General features: G+C 60.2%; 32 protein-coding genes. 13 read left to right on the forward strand and 19 right to left on the reverse strand.

Annotated features, from left to right (window positions below):
* Positions 1 to 10: 10 nt before the first annotated feature.
* The 10 genes from LDZ21_RS08350 to LDZ21_RS08395 all read right to left on the reverse strand — a co-directional run bounded on the left by LDZ21_RS08350 (position 11) and on the right by LDZ21_RS08395 (position 4,876).
* Positions 11 to 481, reverse strand: coding sequence for a hypothetical protein (locus LDZ21_RS08350; RefSeq protein WP_244792693.1), 471 nt, complete (start codon positions 479 to 481; stop codon positions 11 to 13).
* Positions 478 to 1,014 (reverse strand): DUF1064 domain-containing protein, encoded by a 537-nt coding sequence (locus LDZ21_RS08355; protein ID WP_244792695.1) that lies wholly within the window; start codon positions 1,012 to 1,014, stop codon positions 478 to 480. The genes LDZ21_RS08350 and LDZ21_RS08355 overlap by 4 nt, the downstream gene beginning before the upstream one ends.
* Positions 1,011 to 1,172, reverse strand: coding sequence for a hypothetical protein (locus LDZ21_RS08360; protein ID WP_244792697.1), 162 nt, complete (start codon positions 1,170 to 1,172; stop codon positions 1,011 to 1,013). Before LDZ21_RS08360 ends, LDZ21_RS08355 begins: the two co-directional genes overlap by 4 nt.
* Positions 1,169 to 2,539, reverse strand: a complete 1,371-nt coding sequence (gene dnaB, locus LDZ21_RS08365; RefSeq protein ID WP_244792699.1) for a replicative DNA helicase — start codon at positions 2,537 to 2,539, stop codon at positions 1,169 to 1,171. The genes LDZ21_RS08360 and dnaB overlap by 4 nt, the downstream gene beginning before the upstream one ends.
* Positions 2,536 to 3,342, reverse strand: a complete 807-nt coding sequence (locus tag LDZ21_RS08370) for a hypothetical protein (protein WP_244792701.1) — start codon at positions 3,340 to 3,342, stop codon at positions 2,536 to 2,538. Before LDZ21_RS08370 ends, dnaB begins: the two co-directional genes overlap by 4 nt.
* Positions 3,339 to 3,524 carry a hypothetical protein gene (locus LDZ21_RS08375; RefSeq protein WP_244792703.1) on the reverse strand — a complete coding sequence of 62 codons (186 nt, stop codon included), beginning with the start codon at positions 3,522 to 3,524 and terminating at the stop codon, positions 3,339 to 3,341. Before LDZ21_RS08375 ends, LDZ21_RS08370 begins: the two co-directional genes overlap by 4 nt.
* Before the next feature lies 1 nt (position 3,525).
* Positions 3,526 to 3,873 (reverse strand): hypothetical protein, encoded by a 348-nt coding sequence (locus LDZ21_RS08380; protein WP_244792705.1) that lies wholly within the window; start codon positions 3,871 to 3,873, stop codon positions 3,526 to 3,528.
* Positions 3,870 to 4,310, reverse strand: coding sequence for a phage regulatory CII family protein (locus LDZ21_RS08385; RefSeq protein ID WP_244792707.1), 441 nt, complete (start codon positions 4,308 to 4,310; stop codon positions 3,870 to 3,872). Before LDZ21_RS08385 ends, LDZ21_RS08380 begins: the two co-directional genes overlap by 4 nt.
* 195 nt (positions 4,311 to 4,505) lie before the next feature.
* Positions 4,506 to 4,679 carry a hypothetical protein gene (locus LDZ21_RS08390; protein ID WP_244792709.1) on the reverse strand — a complete coding sequence of 58 codons (174 nt, stop codon included), beginning with the start codon at positions 4,677 to 4,679 and terminating at the stop codon, positions 4,506 to 4,508.
* Positions 4,676 to 4,876 (reverse strand): helix-turn-helix domain-containing protein, encoded by a 201-nt coding sequence (locus tag LDZ21_RS08395; RefSeq protein WP_244792711.1) that lies wholly within the window; start codon positions 4,874 to 4,876, stop codon positions 4,676 to 4,678. The genes LDZ21_RS08390 and LDZ21_RS08395 overlap by 4 nt, the downstream gene beginning before the upstream one ends.
* A 98-nt stretch (positions 4,877 to 4,974) precedes the next feature.
* On the opposite strand from LDZ21_RS08395, the gene LDZ21_RS08400 reads away from it, so the two are divergent.
* The 7 genes from LDZ21_RS08400 to LDZ21_RS08430 all read left to right on the forward strand — a co-directional run bounded on the left by LDZ21_RS08400 (position 4,975) and on the right by LDZ21_RS08430 (position 9,443).
* Positions 4,975 to 5,874 carry a type II toxin-antitoxin system RelB family anti-toxin gene (locus LDZ21_RS08400; protein ID WP_244792713.1) on the forward strand — a complete coding sequence of 300 codons (900 nt, stop codon included), beginning with the start codon at positions 4,975 to 4,977 and terminating at the stop codon, positions 5,872 to 5,874.
* A 28-nt stretch (positions 5,875 to 5,902) separates the two neighbouring features.
* Positions 5,903 to 6,304 carry a hypothetical protein gene (locus LDZ21_RS08405; protein ID WP_244792714.1) on the forward strand — a complete coding sequence of 134 codons (402 nt, stop codon included), beginning with the start codon at positions 5,903 to 5,905 and terminating at the stop codon, positions 6,302 to 6,304.
* A gap of 137 nt (positions 6,305 to 6,441) precedes the next feature.
* The gene (locus tag LDZ21_RS08410; protein WP_244792716.1) at positions 6,442 to 6,684 is read left to right on the forward strand and encodes a hypothetical protein; all 243 of its coding nucleotides are present in this window, start codon (positions 6,442 to 6,444) and stop codon (positions 6,682 to 6,684) included.
* A 152-nt stretch (positions 6,685 to 6,836) separates the two neighbouring features.
* Positions 6,837 to 7,835, forward strand: coding sequence for a P63C domain-containing protein (locus LDZ21_RS08415; protein WP_244792718.1), 999 nt, complete (start codon positions 6,837 to 6,839; stop codon positions 7,833 to 7,835).
* 171 nt (positions 7,836 to 8,006) lie between these two features.
* The gene (locus tag LDZ21_RS08420; protein ID WP_244792720.1) at positions 8,007 to 8,789 is read left to right on the forward strand and encodes a hypothetical protein; all 783 of its coding nucleotides are present in this window, start codon (positions 8,007 to 8,009) and stop codon (positions 8,787 to 8,789) included.
* 210 nt (positions 8,790 to 8,999) lie between these two features.
* Positions 9,000 to 9,173, forward strand: a complete 174-nt coding sequence (locus LDZ21_RS08425; RefSeq protein WP_244792722.1) for a hypothetical protein — start codon at positions 9,000 to 9,002, stop codon at positions 9,171 to 9,173.
* Between the two features lie 132 nt (positions 9,174 to 9,305).
* Positions 9,306 to 9,443, forward strand: coding sequence for a hypothetical protein (locus LDZ21_RS08430; RefSeq protein WP_244792724.1), 138 nt, complete (start codon positions 9,306 to 9,308; stop codon positions 9,441 to 9,443).
* A gap of 131 nt (positions 9,444 to 9,574) precedes the next feature.
* Here the strand turns inward: LDZ21_RS08430 and LDZ21_RS08435 are convergent, their stop codons facing one another.
* Entirely contained in the window at positions 9,575 to 10,174 is a 600-nt protein-coding gene (locus LDZ21_RS08435; RefSeq protein ID WP_244792726.1) for a hypothetical protein, read from the reverse strand.
* Positions 10,175 to 10,283: 109 nt separating this feature from the next.
* Between LDZ21_RS08435 and LDZ21_RS08440 the strand changes: the two genes are divergently transcribed.
* Positions 10,284 to 10,643 (forward strand): hypothetical protein, encoded by a 360-nt coding sequence (locus LDZ21_RS08440; RefSeq protein WP_244792728.1) that lies wholly within the window; start codon positions 10,284 to 10,286, stop codon positions 10,641 to 10,643.
* Between the two features lie 248 nt (positions 10,644 to 10,891).
* Here LDZ21_RS08440 and LDZ21_RS08445 read toward each other — a convergent pair whose 3' ends face one another.
* Positions 10,892 to 11,164 carry a hypothetical protein gene (locus LDZ21_RS08445; protein ID WP_244792730.1) on the reverse strand — a complete coding sequence of 91 codons (273 nt, stop codon included), beginning with the start codon at positions 11,162 to 11,164 and terminating at the stop codon, positions 10,892 to 10,894.
* Between the two features lie 211 nt (positions 11,165 to 11,375).
* Here LDZ21_RS08445 and LDZ21_RS08450 point away from each other — a divergent pair, with 211 nt between their 5' ends.
* Genes LDZ21_RS08450 through LDZ21_RS08460 form a run of 3 tightly spaced genes read left to right on the forward strand, consistent with a single transcriptional unit; the run spans position 11,376 to position 12,315 of the window.
* Positions 11,376 to 11,723 carry a hypothetical protein gene (locus LDZ21_RS08450; RefSeq protein ID WP_244792732.1) on the forward strand — a complete coding sequence of 116 codons (348 nt, stop codon included), beginning with the start codon at positions 11,376 to 11,378 and terminating at the stop codon, positions 11,721 to 11,723.
* Complete coding sequence (locus LDZ21_RS08455) at positions 11,705 to 12,004, forward strand: hypothetical protein (RefSeq protein ID WP_244792733.1); 300 nt, start codon at positions 11,705 to 11,707, stop codon at positions 12,002 to 12,004. The genes LDZ21_RS08450 and LDZ21_RS08455 overlap by 19 nt, the downstream gene beginning before the upstream one ends.
* A complete protein-coding gene (locus LDZ21_RS08460; protein ID WP_244792735.1) occupies positions 12,001 to 12,315 on the forward strand; it encodes a hypothetical protein in 315 nt (104 codons plus the stop codon). The genes LDZ21_RS08455 and LDZ21_RS08460 overlap by 4 nt, the downstream gene beginning before the upstream one ends.
* A 21-nt stretch (positions 12,316 to 12,336) precedes the next feature.
* On the opposite strand, the gene LDZ21_RS08465 is transcribed toward LDZ21_RS08460, so the two are convergent.
* A complete protein-coding gene (locus tag LDZ21_RS08465) occupies positions 12,337 to 12,534 on the reverse strand; it encodes a hypothetical protein (RefSeq protein WP_244792737.1) in 198 nt (65 codons plus the stop codon).
* A gap of 101 nt (positions 12,535 to 12,635) precedes the next feature.
* Here LDZ21_RS08465 and LDZ21_RS08470 point away from each other — a divergent pair, with 101 nt between their 5' ends.
* Positions 12,636 to 12,854 carry a DUF4224 domain-containing protein gene (locus tag LDZ21_RS08470; RefSeq protein ID WP_244792739.1) on the forward strand — a complete coding sequence of 73 codons (219 nt, stop codon included), beginning with the start codon at positions 12,636 to 12,638 and terminating at the stop codon, positions 12,852 to 12,854.
* Complete coding sequence (locus LDZ21_RS08475; protein ID WP_244792741.1) at positions 12,851 to 13,972, forward strand: tyrosine-type recombinase/integrase; 1,122 nt, start codon at positions 12,851 to 12,853, stop codon at positions 13,970 to 13,972. The genes LDZ21_RS08470 and LDZ21_RS08475 overlap by 4 nt, the downstream gene beginning before the upstream one ends.
* Positions 13,973 to 14,662: 690 nt before the next feature.
* On the opposite strand, the gene LDZ21_RS08480 is transcribed toward LDZ21_RS08475, so the two are convergent.
* The 6 genes from LDZ21_RS08480 to rpmI all read right to left on the reverse strand — a co-directional run bounded on the left by LDZ21_RS08480 (position 14,663) and on the right by rpmI (position 19,899).
* Positions 14,663 to 15,040, reverse strand: a complete 378-nt coding sequence (locus LDZ21_RS08480; protein ID WP_035967003.1) for a MerR family transcriptional regulator — start codon at positions 15,038 to 15,040, stop codon at positions 14,663 to 14,665.
* Positions 15,041 to 15,122: 82 nt separating this feature from the next.
* A complete protein-coding gene (locus LDZ21_RS08485) occupies positions 15,123 to 15,530 on the reverse strand; it encodes an integration host factor subunit alpha (RefSeq protein ID WP_035967004.1) in 408 nt (135 codons plus the stop codon).
* A gap of 61 nt (positions 15,531 to 15,591) precedes the next feature.
* Positions 15,592 to 18,024 (reverse strand): phenylalanine--tRNA ligase subunit beta, encoded by a 2,433-nt coding sequence (pheT, locus tag LDZ21_RS08490; protein ID WP_244792743.1) that lies wholly within the window; start codon positions 18,022 to 18,024, stop codon positions 15,592 to 15,594.
* Between the two features lie 84 nt (positions 18,025 to 18,108).
* Positions 18,109 to 19,122, reverse strand: coding sequence for a phenylalanine--tRNA ligase subunit alpha (gene pheS, locus LDZ21_RS08495; protein WP_035967007.1), 1,014 nt, complete (start codon positions 19,120 to 19,122; stop codon positions 18,109 to 18,111).
* Between the two features lie 191 nt (positions 19,123 to 19,313).
* Positions 19,314 to 19,673, reverse strand: coding sequence for a 50S ribosomal protein L20 (rplT, locus tag LDZ21_RS08500; RefSeq protein WP_008350196.1), 360 nt, complete (start codon positions 19,671 to 19,673; stop codon positions 19,314 to 19,316).
* A 28-nt stretch (positions 19,674 to 19,701) separates the two neighbouring features.
* Positions 19,702 to 19,899, reverse strand: coding sequence for a 50S ribosomal protein L35 (gene rpmI, locus LDZ21_RS08505; protein ID WP_006052501.1), 198 nt, complete (start codon positions 19,897 to 19,899; stop codon positions 19,702 to 19,704).
* Positions 19,900 to 20,049 lie beyond the last annotated feature (150 nt).

Genomic DNA, 20,049 nt, shown 5'->3' on the forward strand with positions numbered 1-20,049 from the left:
CTCCCGCCGCTTACGCGGCCTCCTTAAAGCACGTGCCTGCATCGATTCGGCGATGGACTTCGGCGAGCGCATCAAGCACGACGCGCTTCGTCACCACGCGCATCTGTTCGTCATGCAGTTCCAACGACATCCGGATGTAGTTCATCGCGTCGCCGTCGAAGCCCCACTTGCCGAAGGTGCGCGCGCGGTCGCGGGCGCGCACCGCACCCTGCAACGCGCTCTTGACGACGTCCATCAGACCCGCGCCGAAGCCCCGCTCGGTGAGCACTAGCGTGATGTTCAGCGCGCACGTCACCGTCGACCAGTGCTCCTCGGTGCCGCGCCCTTTCAGCATTTCGTCTAGTGCGACGTGATAGGCGATGCCGAGATCCGTCGTCTGGGTGATGTCCATAGGGGTGCGACGCTCGAGCACGTCAATGCCGATGGTCGGGTTGATAGCGCGCGGCCGGTATGCCTTGCGCGGCTTTTTGTTCTTGCTCATTTGATCTCCACAATCGTCAGTCCCCGCGCGGCCATCAGATGGCGCTTGATGCGGTATCCCTCTGTGATTCGGCCCTTCACGTCCTCGATGACTCGTTCGCCGGCGCGCTCATAGACGAAGTCAGCGACGTAGCGCAGCGCCGGACGCTTCCGGCCGCCGATCACGACGGGCTCAGCTAGGACGAACGGCACCTGCAATTCCAACTTCGCGATCTCGCCGCGCGCCTGCTGCTGGATCAGCTCGAACCACCGTGCGCGCTCGCGCAGGCTGTCGAACTTGATTCCGTCGGCCTCGCACTTCGTGTTGCGGTACTTCGTGGGCTTCTTCGCTTTGCCAGTGATGACCGCCGGCCCAGCGAACGGATCGAGCGGATCGTCGAGCGCGGCGGTCTGGGGCGGGACGCCAGTCTTTTCGTAGATGCGCCGCTGCGCGGTCGTCATCGCCGGGACGCCGCCCTCGCGCACGCGCGCGGTGCCGACGTTCTTCGTGCCTTCCGGGACGTACAGCGGCCAAGGGGCGGAGCGCTTCGTCATGCTTTGGCGCTCCATCGAACCGGCGAGAAGCGGCACGTCGCCGCGCTCGACACGTAATGGCTCTCGTGCAGGTGCTTGCAGTTGCGGAAGCCGAGGCGATGCATGCGCTCGTGGCCCGGCTTCTCGTTTGCGTGCTTACAGGTGCGGCAGGAGTTCATTCGAACCCCCTGCTGCGCGACGGCTTGCTGATCGATGCCGTCGGCCATGCGCCGGCGTGGTTCTCGAACGTCATGTACTCGCCGCGATACGTCAGCGCGACATCACCAGTGCGGCCGTGCCGGAACTTAGCGACGCGCAGTTGCGCAAAGCCGCGCCATTGCTCCTCGCAGTCCGGATTCGAGATCTCCTCGCGGTGGATGAACAACACCGCGTCGGCGTCCTGCTCGATCGATCCGGAGTCGCGCAGATCCGAGAGCATCGGCTGGCGGTTGCTGCGCTCCTCGACCTTACGGTTGAGCTGCGCGAGCGCGATGATCGCGACATTCAGTTCCTTCGCGAGCGCCTTCAGGCCGCGAGAGATACCTTCGATTTCCGCGTTGCGATTCGCACCGTCGCCGGTCATCAGCTGCAGATAGTCGACGACGATCACGTCCAGCCCGGCCTTGCGCTTCACGAGCCGCGCCTTCGAGCGCACGTCCAGCATGCGCAGCGCCGCCTGGTCGTCGATGTAGAGATTCAGATCTTTGATCTTCATCGTCGCGGCTGTGACACGGTTCCAGAACTCGTTGTCGTCTTCCGGTGCCCGCATCACCGTGTCGAGCGACACGCGGCCGAGCGACGCGATGTTGCGGTCATGGATCTCAGACTCGGGCATTTCCATCGACAGAAACAGCGCGCTGTGCTCCGCGGCGACGTGCGTAGCGATGTTCAGCGCCAGTGCCGTCTTACCCATGCCCGGCCGAGCGGCAAGGATGACCAGCCAGCCCGGCCGCAATCCGCCGTTCAGCTGACGGTCTATGTCGGCCAGACCCGTCGAGATGACGCGGTCCGAGCCGGTGGAGCGGCGTTCCAGTGCGCTGATGTGATCCATCAGCCCCTGAGCGGCCAACTTCGGCTCGCGCTTGATCGTCGCCTCGCCGAGCGCCTCGAGCTTCGTCGACGCACGGTCAATCAGCACACCAGCGCTGTCAGGCGTCGCGCCGACGGAATTTTGAATCTCGGCAGCAACCGACAGCAGACCGCGCTTCTGAGCGCGGTCACGGACGATCTCGGCATAGCGCGCGATGTTCGCCGAGCTCGGCGTCGACTGAGCCAAGTCGTTCAGGTACGTCAGGCCGCCGACGTCTGCCGCACGCCCTTCGGCGTTCAGCCGCTCGTAGACCGTGATCACGTCGGCGCCGATGCCCGACTCGATCATCTTCACGATCTGCACGAAGATGGCTCGGTGGTCGCCGCGGTAGAAGTGCTCGGCGCGCAGATCGCCCATGCGATCGATTGCGTCGTTGTCGATCAGCAGCGCGCCGATGACGCTCTGCTCGTGCTCGATGCTGTGCGGGATGGCCCGTTGAATGTCGTTGGCGCTCATGCGGCCTCCGCGTCATGGAAACGGCCTTCGCGGATCTTCGCGAAGTTCTCTGCCTTGCAAATCCAGTCCAGGCCCGGCGTGAAGGGCTTGCGGCCACCGGACGTCGCGCGGCCCGTCAGGAACTCCGATTTCGCGATGTAGGTGAAGAAGCGCTTCCACCACTCGAGGCTCTGGCGCTTCTGGTCTTCGTTCCAACGGCAGCGGAGGTGCTCAGCTCGCGCAGCAGTCCAATCGCGGATCATCGGGCTGGCGGGCAAAACCTCGTGATACAGGGCGATGATTTCCTGATGCGGGCATGCAGGCTTGGCAGTCTTCGAGCGCTGCTCGGACTGGTCGTCAGCATCGCTGGCGACAACCAACACGTCAGTGTTGGTATCCATCTCTTCTCCTCTTATCTCTTCTCCTCTCCTCTCCTCTAGGGCGTTACTGGAACGTTCCTGCAACGTTTCAGCACCGTTACCGGTTCGTTTCGCCTTTTCCCGGTGTGCGCGTACGCGTTCGGTGCTCGAATCGGAGCGCATTTGGCGCTTTTCCCACGCCAGCGGCTGCCAGTTCTCATCGATCAAACCGGCAGCCACCAGGCGCCGCTTTACCTCGCCGATGACTGCGTGGTCGATCCATAGGCGCTGAGCGACGATGCGGGTCAGGAGTTCTGGCGTGCAGTCGTTGTCGAGCGTGCCTTCACCTTTCAAAGCAAGCACGCCGATGAAGTGGCGCTGATCCTCGAACGCCAGCGAGATCATCTTCGGATCGTTCAGGAAGTCGGTGTACATACGAAACCAAGGCATGTTCTTCTGGCTCACGCGACACCCCCGACACTGACGCGCTCGCCTTGAACTTCGAGGCACGCGACCGGCAGCAACGACCCGATCTCGCGCTTCAGTTCGGCACACAGCCAAACACGGACGTCGCGGGCGTCGGACATCGTCATCCGGTGGCAGAGTTCGTTGATGCGAGCGAGCCGCGCGGTATCTTGGGCTGCCATCTCAGTTCCCCACGATCGGAAGACCGATCAGTTGCTGACGGTTGCCAGTAGCAACGCACTTCACCGAGCCGCGCACCGCGAGGTTGCCAGCCTGCACAAGCTCGTGAACGCGGCCGCATACGCTCGACAACTTCAGGTTCGTGCGGGACGAAATTTCCTCGCGGGTCAGCGTCACGCTCTTGTCTCCGTCGAACACATCGAGAACCATCTGCTGCTTGGCGCTGATCTGCTTCGACGACATGTTGTGATAGGCGTCGATCTGGGTCTGGGATGCTTTCATGGGAGTCTTGGCGTCGAGGAGATCGAACGCGGCAACAGAGAAAGGAATGGGTGCGGACATGTCGATCACTCCGCCATACCGCGCAGACGCGCGGAGATGTTGAAGAGCACCTGAGCGTGCTTGTAGATGCGCTGCTCGACGCGATCGACTTCCTTCGCCTCGACGCGGCCGTCTTGGAGCGTCTTGCAGATCTCTTTGCCGACGTCGCCGTGCGTGCTCCAGGCCTCACCCATCAACTCGACGATCGCAGCGTCGTTGCAGTCCTCGACACGGGGCGTCGCAACGAGCGAGAAGCCGAGCTCGTTCGCGATTGCTTCTGCGATACGTGCATCACCGGTGATCTGGGACATGCGCACCGCTTCAGCAAGCGTCAGGTGATGCGTGGTGTTGTTCGGGTTGACCTTGTTGCGCAGGATGTTCGCCGACATGCCGACACGCGGTGCGAGCGATTCGCAACCACCGGGGTAGTCGTGTGCAACTGCGTATGCGGCATCAGAGATGTTCAATTGCTGCTCCAGACAGACGTTTTTACTAGGGGTAGACCCGGTTAAAGTGGCATCACAAGCAAAAACGACACAGAAAACGGGGTAATACAAAAATGACAAACGGCAAGTGCCTGAGAGACCTCGGCGCGATTAGTAGTCCTCAATCAGACTGTGTGAGCCCCACGCTCAAAACAGCAGAAGAAGGACGCGCGCCGCTTACCTCGTTGCTTTGGCTGGTCCTGCTGAATCCGCTTTCAGTCGGCGGAACTGCAGGACCGCTTTCTTTCGCGCCTCGTCGAGCGCAACATCCGGAAAACCTTTTGCGATGAGTTCCAACAGCATCGCGCGCACTTCTTTCTGCTCTGCCGCGCTGATCGGGGTTTCCGTCATGCCGACACCCCCGTCTCAGCTTCTGCCAACTCGGCATGCAACTTCACGAGGCTGTCCTTGGTGGTGGCCCGAACGTCTTTGCGGCGGCCTGTTTCGATGTGGCTGATCGCGCCTTGCGACAAACCGCAGCGGTCAGCGATTTCCTCTTGGGAAAGCCCTCGCTTTCTGATCGAAACGACGAGCTGTCGCGCGTCCATTTGCTTGCCCCAATTCGTGTGATAACAACGACAGATTAATACATATGTATTTGTATGTCAATACCAACGTAGTTGACTCATCGGGCACAATCCAATACATGAGTAATATTGGAAAACGCCTAATCGAGGCACGGACGAAGCTCAACTGGTCGCAGCAAGATCTTGCGGCTAAGGCAGGCGTCAGCCAAGGCACGATCGGCCACCTTGAAAGCGGGCGAAACAAGAGCTCTACCGCATTGCCGAGAATCGCGGCGGCCCTCGGCGTGACCGTCGAATGGCTCGCGTCAACCGGCGATAAAGCAGGGAAAAACCCTTCTATTCCGGCAATGGGCGCGTCCGGGCTGGCTGATAGGATCAAGTCCATCATCGACGAAGCGGGAGGAAACATCTCCAAGGTTTCGGCGGCTGCCGGAACGACCGACGAGGAGGTCGCCGCGTGGTTGTCGGGAAAGACTCAGCAAATCGGCGTTGATCAAGCCGTCGCCCTTCAAGAGGCATTCGGCATTAACTCCGTGTGGCTCATGCTGGGCAAGGGGTCGCGCACGACCGCAGTTCGATACAACGACGCATATGAACCCATCCCTGTCACTGGCTGGCGGGGCGTACCGGTAGTAGGAATGGCCCAGCTCGGAGATAACGGATTTTGGGCCGACGTGGAGTATCCCGTCGGTCACGGCGACGGCTTCGTTGATGTCCCCAGCAAGGACAAGGACGCATACGCGCTGCGCTGCAAAGGTGACTCAATGCGCCCGCGCATTAAGGATGGTGAGTTCGTCGTCGTGGAGCCAAACCGCGAGATTGAACCAGGCGATGAGGTGCTGGTTAAATCCAGAGATGGTCGCGTGATGGTGAAAGAGTTCATGTACCGCCGGTCCGGACGCGTCCACCTCATGTCGGTCAACGAGACTCACGGAACCATCGCATTTGCTGATGATGAGATTGAGAAGATGCACTACGTCGGATGGATCGCTAAGCCATCGGCATGGAGGCCGGATTGATACGTAACTGCGAGGAGCGGGGCCAGAGATGCAAACGATAGACAACAATAATACTGCGGTCGAAACAAACAGCGAGATCCGCCAGATGGTCGAAGAGAACTGGCGCCAGTTTCTCTCTTTCGCAGCGAGCGGATCGAAAGAAATGGGCGCGGAAGTGATCAAGCGGTTCGAGCAGAAGAACGCTAAACGCGCCGCAGCTATGTCGCCGTCGGACGGCAAGCGATTCCTTGCACAGGTCGAGGAAGAGCGCGACAAGATTTTCGATGAATACTCCGCCGATCCCGAAGGGCTGAAGCGACGACTAGGCGTGGTCGAGTCCCGCGCGCACGGCACCGCTCGACCATCCAATCGTCAAGGGATGGGCGATATGGCCGTGAAGACCGCCGTCCGCGCATCCATCTGGGCCGCTATTTGGTCGCTCTTCCGCTGACGACGACGCGCTAGTTCGGCGGATCGTTGATGCCCTGAACACCGCAATCGTGTATCGCGGGTAACCAGCGGCTGAAGATGTGCTGATGCGGCGGATAATAAAGGTGTGGAGGCCGTGCCTGTGCTGTTGTGGAGGAAATGATGACCGACGACTACAGCCCTTTTCGGACCGAGCAATTACTCATGGCCCTAGACGTCTACCAGCGGGCCTTCGTCGACCTGAGTATTCGGGCGGCAACGATGGCGCAGGTCGCCAAGGACTCCAGTCTGGACGACGTCACACTGCGGTTCGTCAGTGAGGTGCTTGACGCGCTGGATACAGCCAATCGAGGGGTGAAGGAAGCGCTTGGCACCGGCGATGGCGATCGCGATCGCCCTTAATCGGTGAGGCGCGGATAGTAGATGCGCTGGATCAAGCGATTGGCGCAGCGAACGTCGTGCCGGTTATCTAGCTTCGTGCCGATATGCAAGATGCATCTTGCAATGTGCGTCAAGGCAAGATAAAGTCCAACCTTCATAACAAAGGAGGTGGCATGGCTACGGGTAAAGCAAAGGGCGGAAAGGCGGCGGCCGCAAAGCTCACGGACAAACAACGAAGCGATCGAGCGAAAAAGGCGGTCGCTGCAAGGGAAGCGAAGAAAGCCCTGCCGAAGGCAACGCATGGATCGGCGGATCATCCGTTAAAGATCGGTGAACTGGAGATACCGTGTTATGTGCTTGACAATGGCACGCGAGTTCTGTCTCTGAGCGGCCTGTACTCGGCAATCGGGATCTCGAAAGGCGGCGGCCAGGGTGGCGTGCGCAAAATCACTAACTTGCTGTCTCGCGTTGGGGAAAAAGGGCTAAATATCAACGAGTTGATCGCGTGCGCAGACTCGCCGATCACCTTCGTTCCGCCGCACGGGGGTAATCCGGCCGAGGGGTACGAGGCAAGCATCCTGCCGGACATTTGCGCGGCACTGATCAACGCAGGTCGGCTTGGGTATCTCGACAAGCGCAGCGAACATCTGGCGGAGCGCGCCGCAATCCTTCAGCATGGATTCGCGACGGTCGGCATCATTGCTTTGGTTGACGAAGCGACGGGGTATCAGAAAGACCGCGAGCGCGATGCGCTTGCCCAAATTCTTGAGAAATTTGTCGCCAAGGAGTTGCAGCCCTATGTACGAGCTTTCCCGCCCGATTACTACGAAGAGCTTTTCCGCCTCAGAGGCCTTACCTACCCGCCCAAGAACCCCCAGTTTAGACCGCAGTACTTCGGGCTTCTGACAAATGACATTGTTTACGGAAGACTAGCGCCCGGTCTGCTTGGTGAGCTCAAGGCGCTCGCTAAAAAAGATGAAAGGAAGGCACACCTGCACCGGCGCTTGACCCAAGACATCGGGCATCCCAAGTTGCGAGAGCACCTGGCGTCTGTGACGACGGCGATGAAGCTTTCCGACACATACCCTGAATTCATCGCAAAGCTCAACAGGGTTCATCCCAGGTACGGCGAAACCGTACCATTGGACCTCGACGAGGCCGACCGAGGGTGATGCCTGTCCGACACTCGAAACCCGCTCCGGCGGGTTTTTTGTTGCCTGCTCGCCACCAGTGCTGAGACGCACGTCGCAAACGGTTGCGATTGCTCTGAACAATGCTATCTTTCCTTCCGGAAAGGAAAGGGAAAGCTCGCCCCGTCAGAAGCCGAGCATCCGAGGTATGACATGAAGAAGACAATCGCCGTCGCGCTCGCCTGCGCGGCTGTCCTCGCTGCTTGCGGCGGTGGCGGAGACGGCACGCCGTCGTCGACGGCCAAGATCTCCTACTATGGCAATCCGTTGCCGCAGGCAGCCACGACTTCGGCCACGGTCAAGGTCGCCGCCGTTGCGCACGCTGCCTCCGACTTCACGGCATCCGATGCCGCCGCGCAGACCGTGCAGACGCTTACCGAGGCGCTCGCCGCACAAGGCGTGACGGCAGATGTGACGCCCCAGGTCATGAACGGAACGACGCTCCACGCGCTCATCATGGGCGAGAACAACGGCCTCCCGCCTACGCAGGACCAGTTCAAGACCGACCCGAGTGGCTTCATCGTCGCGAACTTCGAACTGGACGATATGGTCACGCGCAACGACGACCCGGCGCAGGTGGCCGCGCTCGCGCAGTTCCAACACGACCTGTACACGTTCATCCAGCGTGCGCACGTCGCCGGCAAGCTGACCTTTGTCATCCTGCCGATCCGCACTTGCGCCCAGCCTTTCGGAAAGAGCGCTGCAGACGGTGTCATCCAGGCGGCCACCACTGCCACGTCCCTTTCCTCCGGCTATGCAGTCGGCGGCGTGCCCTACAACGCGGTGTCGGATGCGAGCGGCGTCTTTACAGACACGGTAACCGCCGGCCATATGGGCGCTGATTGCCGGACACCCGACGCGTACCTGATCAACATGTCCAATCAGAACATGGCCGAGCGAATGGCTCCCGTCCTCAAGGATGGGCTCAGCAAATAGCCTTCCCCTCTGCTAACGACCCGCTTCGGCGGGTTTTTTGTTGCCTGCAAGCCGCCCGATCCGCCACAACGTCGCAGCCGCGCCACGAACAACCACACGGCCAAAGGTGCCACGGTAAAAATCAAATACGTTTGTATTTACTTTTGCCAAATACCTTTGTATTATTCATCTCATGCACTCACCGCGCCGGTGAGCCGAAACGAGAGGTGGATGATGGAACGCGCATTCAACCACAACGCCTTGCTGCACATTGCGCGGCTTGAGCGTGTCGATCAACTCTACAGCGGCATTCTGAAGTTGGGTCTCATTGCCTTCCTGACTGGCGGTGGCATCGGCTGCTTCTGGTATCTGCTCGTCGCGCTGCGCGCCGGGGTGATCGCATGAGCCTCTGGAAGATCTGGGCGCTCACGCTCGTCGTTGCCGCCGCCTATCTCGCCATCTGCGCTGATCTCGATGCCCGCGCAGCCCGTGTTGAACGTTGCGCAGTCGTTCGTTGCGCATAGGACGATCCCGAAAATGCTCACCATTACCACCGTCACCAGCTCAGTACTACTTATTAGCTTCATCGCCTATCGGATCGTGCGCGTCGGCGACGACCGCATTGAAGAAATCGAGCAGCGCAAGAAACAAATCCATTGGCCGGCAGCAAACTGATTTTCAACCGGAGGAAGCGGCCCGGCGCTGTATCCGGGACTCTCAGTTGTTGGCGTTGCGCCACGTGTAGCGCCAACAACTGAGATTAGATCAAGAAAGAGGACAGCATGGCATTCACCGGGCGAGCGCCTTTAAGCCAAGGACGATGCATGCAACTTGAATTGGCTGAGATGGAACTCGGCGCGCTGGCGAGCCGAATCAAGTTCGGCAGCGAAGATAAGTTGGTGAAGCTGCGCAGCTTGATCGTCGAGCCGGCGATAAGACTCAAGCTTCTTACTCATCTCCTTGATAGTCGATTGGATTCCCGAAAACTGAATGACTGCATCGCGAGAGCCCACCTGGTGGAGTGGAACGTTGAAGAGTGCGGTAGAAGCCTCATCAATGTTGAAGAGATTCAACGACAGCGCCTGCGCGAGCGCAAATGCAGGCATGTTCCGGAAGGCGTCGGCTAGTGCAGTGCCCTGCGCGACCCCGTGCTCTGCAACGGCAGTGAAAGCTTCGACCTCGCGAAGCCGCTGCCGACGCTCGGCCTCGAAAGCTTGGCTTCGATCGAATTCGCTCTGCCGACGCGCTATCACAAACGATCCGATGATCGCTGCAACTGCGCCGATGGCCTGCGCCCACGATGCCCAGTCAGAACTTTGTGAAGGCAGAAAGCGAACGAACGCTGTCGCCAACATGCCAGCGAAGAAGCCCCCGGCAACAAGGCCCAGTTTGCGAAACGAAAACATGCGAGATCTCCGAACCGTATTTTCCGGCGCGATGGTACGTGCACTGGCAGATGCTCGCAAGAACACACCCGGCGCTCCGTGGCGCCGGATAACGAATAACGAGGGAAGCATGAGCATCAATCATCTCGACACGATTGCGATTCGCAAAGCCGCGTCGGAAGGCTGGGAGCCGTACAAGTATCAGGTGGTCGAGCCCGACGCATTCCTCGTCACCGGTGGTGTTCCGCGAATCATCACACGCGGCCCGCGCAAAGGCGGAAAGAAGTGGGAAGGGAAAGGAACGATGGTCGTCGTCACAAAGGACGAGATCGTGGCAGAGAAAGCACGCTTCACCGCCGAAACCGGAAACTGCGCTGAATGCGGCGGCGAGGGAAAGGTGTTCGCCAGTTGGCACTATCAGGAAGGCACGACGTTCAAGCCCTGTCCGCACTGCAACGGCACTGGCAAGGCAACCGGAGAGAAAGCATGAGCTGCCTTCTAATGCGGCAGTCCTCGTCCTTGCTTCCGAGCATAAGCCAAGCCGCCAGCGTATGCAGCCCGTTCGCTTTCGTATTGAACGGAGCTTTCGAAACGAGTCCGATCAATTTGCGGCCCCCCTCGATCGATTTCAACGCACACGTATGTGAATCCGCCGCCCACCAGCGGTTCAACAAATACATGCAACTCAAGCGATCCGATTTTAAGCAGGCGAGACATGGCGAGCTCCGTAAAGGTTATTCAAGCTGGAGCTGCGTCAGCACTGCCATCGTTGACGCAGCCGTCGATGAACCTTTTCGCTTGCCGTTCGGCATATCTAAATCCAGCGTCGGGCGTAAGGAAATTGAGTTGCTCGGGCAGGCTTACAACGCGCGCAGCGTCTGCGTCGCAGGAAAGAATCGACCAAGAGACGGCGTACCGGAGTTGTTGGCCGTTAATCGACGGCGCATGTCTCGAAACGACGCGCACGTCGATGGTGTACCCGCGATACGGCACACAGGATTCGTTTTCCATGCTCGTTCCTCCTACACACCTGGAGCGGCATGTGAACCTACTATACGCGCTATATGAGCGGCACACCCGGTAAACCGCTCGGCCGCGCGAAGGAACCGACGACCGCCCTGCTTCGTCGAGCATGCGCTGCGTTTGTGGCGATGGTCGCGGAAATGACGGGGCAGCGCTGCGTCTTCTGGATTGGCGAAACACCTATTGCGAGAGAGAAAAAGTGAAACTGACAGCGAATGCAAAAGGCACAGACACCGCCCGACGCTACCTTGCGGAGATGCTTCGAAAGGCGATCGGAGGAAACGACTTCGACAGCTACATCAAGAACGAGCTGGCTGGCGATTTTGCGTGGAACCTCGTGAACACGCTTCTCGCTGCATCTGTGTTTCCGGACGCGCCCAATCCGAGCGTTGAACCGGTGGCGATCGATTGCGCCGTCTGTGGCGGCACGGGCGACGTAAGCGGCGAATATCCCGGCCAGGCCTGTCACGCGTGCGGAGGGTCGGGGAAGGCGCATCTCGCCAATCCGAGCGAGTGGACGACTTGCGGATGCTTGTTCAGCGACTAGTCCGCGCGCTCAACAAAGCCTCACCGGACAACGATCTAGGCGCTAAGGCACTGGACTACTTGGTGCGCAAAGGGCTTGCCGGGTCGATCCTGCGTGACGACAAGTCCGCAGAGCAAGACAGGATTGATGCGGAGCGGTATCGACATCTGCGCGATTGCAATGGCGGCTCTCTTATTGTCGTCCAGCTAACTGGAATCGGTGAAGACGATCAAATCGTACTGACTGAGAAAGACGCCGATGCCGCCATCGACGCCGCTATCGCCAAGGAGAAGCAGGGATGACCACGCGCATGCGCAAATTCAGCATGAGCATGAACATCGACGGCTTCATCCGGAACAACCGCTACCCGCACGACTATCGCGGCGTGTTCCAGCACGGCGATGGCCGGGCCATGGGGCCAGCAGAGGCTCGAACATATCTGGCGCTTGAGAAAGCCAAGGGCCGGAGCGTCATCCCGTTTTCGGCAGCGTGCGGCAACCCATGTCAGCACGCCGAGAACGGTTGCACAGGCTTCGATTACAACGGCGGCGGCTGCCCTGGCCGATACACAGAGGCGTCGAGCGTGGCGAGCAAAGACGGGCCGACGCGCTAGCCGCAGATGCCGAGCGCTGACTCAGGAATGCGCGAGCGCCATCAGATCCGGCAGCTTCCAATTCGGCGCCTCTTGAGCAACCTTGTGAATGAAGGTACGCCAGTACACCTCGCCGTGCGCTTTGCTGTCCGCATCGTAGTGGCCGTATTGAATGACAACGTCCGCAACCGCAAGAGCGTCGGCGGAGTTGAGAAGGGTTTGGGCTTTGATCTTGTTCATGCCAGCGTTATCGGCCCAAGCCAGAAGAACTTTAGGAATTGAAGTGCAGCATCAGATCGAAGAATTCATGCGCGTGTCGCGCGCGTATCTGGAGAACAAGAATGGCAGCAGTGCTCGAAACGCCGCTTGAACTGACCGAAGACGAGCTCGAGCGCATTACCGGCTATAAGCGGCCATCGAAACAGATGGAGATGCTGAAGTCGCTCGGCATTCCCGCGCGACGCCGTCCGGACAATTCCCTGCTCGTCATGCGCATGCACTGCATCGCGCCGGCGCAGCTTCCGACAACAACGATAAAGCGTGAGCCACGCGTCAAATGAACCGTAGACGCAAACACAATCGCGGCCTTCCGCGCCGCGTCATCGTCAATCACGGCGCCTATTACTTCTTCGCGCCGGAGCCGATGCGCAACCCTTGGACGCAGAAGGAGCAACGCTGGATTCGGCTCTGCTCCTTCGAGGAAGGCGAGGCCGTGATGTACGAGCGGCTCGGCTTCCTGATGCGCGAGAAGAAGCTCACGAGCGGCACGATGCCTAATCTCTGCGAGGAATGGAAGCAGCGCAAGCTGGCGCGCTACACGCCGGCCGTGCGCAAGGAATACGAGCGCATGGCCGACTTCATCGGCGAAAAGCTCGAGGAATTCACGGTTGCGGATGTGAAGGCTCGCACGATCACGATCTTCCTTCGGAAGTACTTCGCCGAGAAGCACAACACCGCGCAGAAGTACGTGGCCGTGCTCCGGAAGATGTTCAAGATGGCGATCAGCGAGATGGGGCTGCGCGATGACAACCCTTGCGACCAGCTCGACCTGTCCGACTATGAGACGAAGCGTCGTGACGTTCTGCCGTCGCACGAAATCATCGCCAAGATCCGCGCGGCCGCGCTCATCGGTGACGACGGTCTGCCGACCGAGTCCGGACCCATGTTTCAGTGCATCGTGGACATGGCCTATCTCTGCTGGCAGCGCGCGATCGACGTACGCATGCTGCGCGACGCGCAGATCGAAGGTGGAGCGATCCGCTTCAAGCCAACAAAGACAGCGAAGTCGAGCGGCAAGATGGTCGACATCGCAATCACGCCGTCGATTGACGCGGTGATCGAGCGCGCGGAGGGAATCAAGCGGAAATACCAGATCATCAGCCCGTACCTGTTCCCGTCGACGAAAGGCACGCCCTACACGAAGTCGGGGCTGCATTCGATGTGGAGACGGGCGAAGGCACGCGCCAAGGTGACGGAGGACGTCGTGTTCAAGGATCTCCGCGCGCTCGGCGCGACGGACGCCGCGCGGCAGGGCAAAGACAAGAAGCAGATTCAGACGCGGCTGGCGCACACGAGCGGCCGCACGAGCGAAATCTACATCAAGGAAGTGATCGCCGAGCGGTCCGAAATGGACGTTGCCCTGCCCTGGAATCCGCCTAATACTGAAACAGGGAACTAGGCTGGATAAGGGTTACAGCCCGATTATTTATTGAGCATTTGTTAGGCGGGCCAACGCCAGTGCTTTGACTGACGTGCGGTTGCGGCGAGTGAATCCCCGCATGGGGTGCAGGTGGTCGGAGGTTCAAATCCTCTCGCCCCGACCAAATTTGAAAGCCCACGCGTGTTTCGACTCGCGTGGGCTTTTTGCTTTTCACCCGCTGCTTCAAACCGCCAGGCATCTTTCCCGAGACGCCAAAACAACGGTTTTTGCTTGCCTGCCAGCAACTTAAGTTCTATTCTTCGCGTGACACTTAAGGAGCGGCACAGCAATGCCTTCGTCAGCTCGCGGCCCGATATCGCGACGCCGAGTCCAGCCTGATCGTCCCTCATCCTCGCTACGCGCAGACATCGCAAGATGGTTCAGCGCGGCAAGTGCTGCGCGCGTCACGCGTTTCGGCCGCATTTACCCCGGCGGCAGTCGTTACATCTGCGTCAGCGCACGCAATGACGGTCGTGGCGGGTTCTTCGCGCTCTATTTCTTCCATCATGGCGTCGACGATTGGCGCACCTATCCGCCCTCTGGCGTCGGGCCGAGCATCGTCTATTGGTCGTCGGATGCCGGGCCTGCGCAAAGCGCACGCGTCGCGCCAGGCTAACGCTTCCCGTCAAGACGAAAAAAAGCCGCGATACATGATCGCGGCTTTTGGTGTCACCCGCCGAGCAAGTCGATGACTTGCGATAACTCTTTACGCAACTGCTCGACGTCGACCGCCGGTTGCTGCGCGTCCGCTGCGGCTTGCGCGTCGGTGGCTTCGTCATCGATGGGGCGCCCTTGAGAATCTAGCCGGTTGCGCGCGCCATTTATCGTGAAGCCCTGCTCGTACAGCAACTCGCGAATGCGCCGGATCAGCAAGACTTCGTGGTGCTGATAATACCGACGATTACCCCGCCGCTTGACCGGCCTGAGTTGCGTGAACTCCTGCTCCCAATAGCGCAGCACGTGCGGCTTGACACCGCACAGCTCGCTGACTTCGCCAATCGTGAAATAACGCTTGGCGGGGATCGGAGGCAAGACGACTTTTTCCATCGTCGATCAACCATCGTTTGAGTGATGTCGATTGAAGCGCGGCGGCCGAACTGCAGGAGCGCCCATCGGCGCATGGAACGCGTCAACGAGTGAGGCTCGTCTCCGCGCCTGTTTCGACCAACGCCTTCAGTTTCTGGCTTGCATGAAAAGTGACGACCCGCCGCGCCGCGATCGGAATGGCTTCGCCGGTCTTCGGATTGCGTCCAGGGCGCTGAGGTTTGTCGCGCAGCTGGAAGTTGCCGAAACCGGACAGCTTGACGCTGTCGCCGCTTTCGAGCGCGTCGCGGATCACCTCGAAGAAGGCTTCGACCATGTCCTTCGCTTCGCGCTTGTTGAGGCCGACGTGGTCGAACAGCATTTCCGCCAGTTCGGCCTTGGTGAGCGTCGGCGTATCGTTCGGCATCGCGCCCGAAGCGGTGCTGTCTCGGGTCATGGCGCTGCGCTGCGCCGAAAGAAGGGCTTCGAAATCACTCGAGTTCATTTGGTTCATATCGGTAAAACGGCGCGAAACATGATTTGACTTGGCGATCCCTGCGGACGGGCCAACTGGGCTATCCGCGCAACCGCGCGCCGTGTACTCGAGCCAGGCGATCCACCAGCGTTCTGATCGCCGTGTCGACTGTTTCGTCCTGAAGCGTGCCGCCAGTATCTTGCAACGTTACACGGAAGGCAAGACTTTTCTCATGCTCCCCCAACCCACCGGAAGTGTTTGATTTTGGACGGAATTCATCGAAAAGCGCAACCCGGGTAACGTGCTTGCAAGCAGGCTCGGAACGGGCGTTTTCGAGCTCGTCGAGCAGTGCTTGTACCGGTACCGACTGGTCCACGACGATCGCGATATCGCGCCGCACCGGCGGGAATTTCGATACCTCCGACGGCACCGGCAGCGGGCGTTCCATCAGCGCGTCTGCCTCGATTTCGAAGAGGATCGGCGCCTGCGGAAGGTCATATTTTTGCAGCCAGCGCGGATGCAATTCTCCGATCCAGCCGACCGCGCGCCCCGCCACTTCGATGCGCGCGCTGCGCCCCGGATGCAGCGCCGGATGCTCGGCCTTCACGAAGCGCGCAACGACCGGCGCGAAGAGCGCTTCGACATCGCCCTTCACGTCGAAGAAGTCGACATTGCGCGATGCCGCGCCCCACTGCTCTTCGATCGCCGGACCATACGCGAGACCGCCGATCATCTTCGGCTGTGCGAAGCCTTCGACCGTCAGTTCACCCGCCTTCACCGATGGATCGCGCAGGAAGACGCGCCCTGCTTCGAACACGCGGATGCGGTCGGCGCGGCGATTCAGGTTGTAGCGCAACACGTCGATCAGGCTGCCGAACATCGTCGTGCGCATGACCGAGAGCTGGCTCGCGATCGGGTTGATCAGCTTCACCGGGTTGTCGTTGCCAGCGAAGTCCTTCTCCCATTCGGCATCGACGAAGCTAAAGTTGACCGTTTCCGCATAGTCGCGCGCGGCCACGGCATGACGCAGCACATGAATCGAGCGCTTGGTCTCGTTCGTGGGGCGCATTTCGCTCGCCGCCACCGGCGGGCGCGCCGGAATCTTCTCGAAGCCGTAAATGCGCGCGACTTCCTCGATCAGGTCTTCCTCGATCTCGATGTCGAAGCGATACGGCGGCGGGGTGACATGGAACGTATCGCCATCGCGCTCGAACGCAAGGTTCAATCGCGTGAAAATCTGCGCGATCTCTTCCGCCCCGATCTCCACGCCGATGATGCGATGTGCCCGCGCAACGCGCATCGACACCGGACGGCGCTCGGGCACGTTCAGGATCTGATCGTCGACGGGACCGGCTTCGCCGCCGCAGATGTCAAGAATCAGTTGCGAGATGCGCTCGATATGCTCGACGGTCGTCGAATAATCGACGCCGCGTTCAAAGCGATGCGCGGCATCCGTCGAGAAGTTGTACTTGCGCGCACGGCCGCGGATCGCGTCCGGCCACCAGAACGCGGCTTCGAGATAGATGTTCGTGGTGTCGAGCGAGACGGCCGTGCTGTCGCCGCCCATGATGCCCGCGAGGCTTTCGACGTGAGAGTCATCCGCGATGACGCCGACGGTTTCATCGAGTTCGACGGTGTTGCCGTTCAGCAGCTTGAGGGACTCGCCCTTTCTGCCCCAACGCACTTCGATTCCACCGTGAATCTTGTCGAGATCGAACACGTGCGACGGACGGCCGAGTTCGAGCATCACGTAGTTCGAAATATCGACGAGTGCCGAGATGCTGCGCTGGCCCGAACGTTCGAGGCGCTCGACCATCCATTGCGGCGTCTTCGCGCGTGCGTTCACGCCGCGAATCACGCGGCCCGAGAACCGTCCGCACAGATCCGGCGCGAGCACCTTGACCGGCAGTTTCTCGTCGAGCGTGACCTTGACTGGGGGCATGTCTAGCGCCTTCAGCGGCGCGCCGGTGATGGCGGCCGTCTCACGCGCGACGCCGAACACCGAGAGGCAGTCCGCCTTGTTCGGCGTAAGCTTGATCTCGAAGACGGTGTCGTCGAGATTGAGCGCCTCGCGGATGTCCTGGCCGACCTTCGCATCGGCGGGAAGGATCAACAGACCGCTGTGATCTTCCGACAGCTTTAGTTCGCGCGCCGAGCACAACATGCCCTGGCTGTCGACGCCGCGCAGTTTCGTCGGCTTGATCGCGAACGGCTCGCCGCCCGCTTCGGCCGGCGGCAGCACCGCGCCGATCAGCGCGACCGGCACCTTGATGCCCGGCGACACATTGGGCGCGCCGCACACGATGTTCAATTGCTCGCCCGTGCCGGCATCGACCTGACAGACGTTGAGCTTGTCGGCGTTCGGATGCTTCGCCACTTCCAGCACTTGCCCGACGACGATTTTCGTGGTCGGCGGCGCCACCGGGCGCAGGTCTTCGACCTCGAGACCGGCCATCGTGAGCGCGTGCGCGAGTTCGCCGGTGGAGAGCTTGGGATCGACGAAGCTACGGAGCCAGGATTCGGGGAATTGCATGTGTGTCTACGTTCGAAATGTTTGGAGTCTCTTGTTCGGCCGCCTTCGCTTCTTTCGCAGCCGAACGCCGCGGGACGTGCGTCTTTAAGCGAACTGGCGCAGGAAACGCAGATCGTTTTCGAAGAACAGGCGCAGGTCCTGCACGCCGTAACGCAGCATCGTGAGACGCTCGAGGCCGCTGCCGAACGCAAAGCCAATGTAGCGCTCAGGATCGAGGCCCATGTTGCGGATGACGGTCGGATGCACCTGGCCCGAGCCCGAAATCTCCAGCCACTTGCCCGCGTTCTTGCCGTGCTCGAACATCATGTCGATTTCGGCGGACGGCTCCGTGAACGGGAAATACGAAGGACGGAAGCGCACGAGAATGTCGTCGCGCTCGAAGAATTTCTTGAGGAAGTCGGTGTAGACGCCCTTCAGATCCGCGAAGCTGATGTTCTCTTCAATCCACAGGCCTTCGACCTGGTTGAACATCGGCGAGTGCGTGGCGTCGCTGTCCACGCGATACGTGCGGCCCGGCACGATCACCTTGATCGGCGGCTTGTTCATGCGCGCGTAGCGCACCTGCATCGGGCTCGTATGCGTGCGAAGCAGCAGCGGACGGCCTTCGGCGTCCTTGCCGTCGACGTAGAACGTGTCCTGCATCGAGCGCGCCGGATGATTCTCCGGGCTGTTCAGCGCCGTGAAGTTGTACCAGTCGGTTTCGATCTCGGGGCCGTCGGCGACGTCGAAGCCGATGCTGCCGAAAATCTGCTCGACGCGTTCCCACGTGCGCATTACCGGATGAAGCGTGCCGACGCCCGCACCGCGCCCGGGCAGCGTCACGTCGATGGCTTCCGCGGCAAGCCGCTGGTTCAGCAGTGCATCTGCCAGCGCCTGCCGACGCGCATTGAGCGCCGCCTCGACCTGTTGCTTCGCGACGTTGATGCGCGCGCCTTCGGTTTTCTTCGCGTCGGGATCGAGCTTGCCGAGGCCCTTCAGCAGCTCGGTGAGCGCGCCGGACTTGCCCAGGAAGCGCGCTTTCTCGTTTTCGAGCGTGGCGGCATCGCTGGCGTTTTCAAAGGCGCTTTTCGCGTCGGAGACAATCTGGTCCAGATCCATTGATCCCATCTTTTCAACGTCGAAGTTCTAACTGAATTACGGTTTTGCGCGTGCCCTGCCGCGTGTGCTCAAGTCATGCGCAAAACCGTCCGTCCAACGAAAACGGGGCTCGGTGAGAGCCCCGTTTTCTGCTTGAGCGCCGCCGTTGTCACGGCAGCGTTCAGGCAAACCACGCAGTACTAATTTCGCAATTAGGCTGCAACGGCGGCTTTCACCTGCTTGACGATCGCAGCAAAAGCAGCCTTGTCGAACACAGCCATGTCAGCCAGCACCTTGCGGTCGAGTTCGATCGAAGCCTTCTTCAGGCCATTGATGAACACGCTGTACGTCATGTCGTGCTGACGCACCGCCGCGTTGATACGCGTGATCCACAATGCGCGGAACACACGCTTCTTGTTGCGGCGATCGCGATAGGCGTACTGGCCTGCGCGCATGACCGCCTGCTTGGCGATGCGATAGACGTTATTGCGACGGCCGCGGTAACCCTTGGCCAGACGAATGATCTTCTTGTGACGGGCCCGTGCGGTAACCCCACGTTTTACTCGAGGCATGTTGCGCTCCTTGGAGTGTTAGTTGAGGTTAGGCGAACGGCAGCATTGCGCGGACGGAGTTCAGATCGGAATCATGAACAGCCGTGGAGCCACGCAGATGGCGTTTGTTCTTGGTGGTTTTCTTGGTAAGAATGTGGCGCTTGAAGGCCTGACCGCGCTTGACGGTACCGCCCGGACGCACCACGAAGCGCTTTGCAGCACTCTTCTTGGTCTTCATCTTCGGCATGAAACTACTCCAGTTTATTAGATGGTCATGGGTGTGCGGCTGATCCCTCCGTACTGGCCAGAACCGCTTTCCGCCCTTCGAAACCCACGCTCCACTTATGTGCAGACAACCTTTTCAGGCTGCCGCTTTTCATGAGCGGCGCCGTTGATA

Origin of the sequence: Caballeronia grimmiae, from assembly GCF_022879615.1 — a bacterium.
GTDB lineage: Bacteria > Pseudomonadota > Gammaproteobacteria > Burkholderiales > Burkholderiaceae > Caballeronia > Caballeronia grimmiae.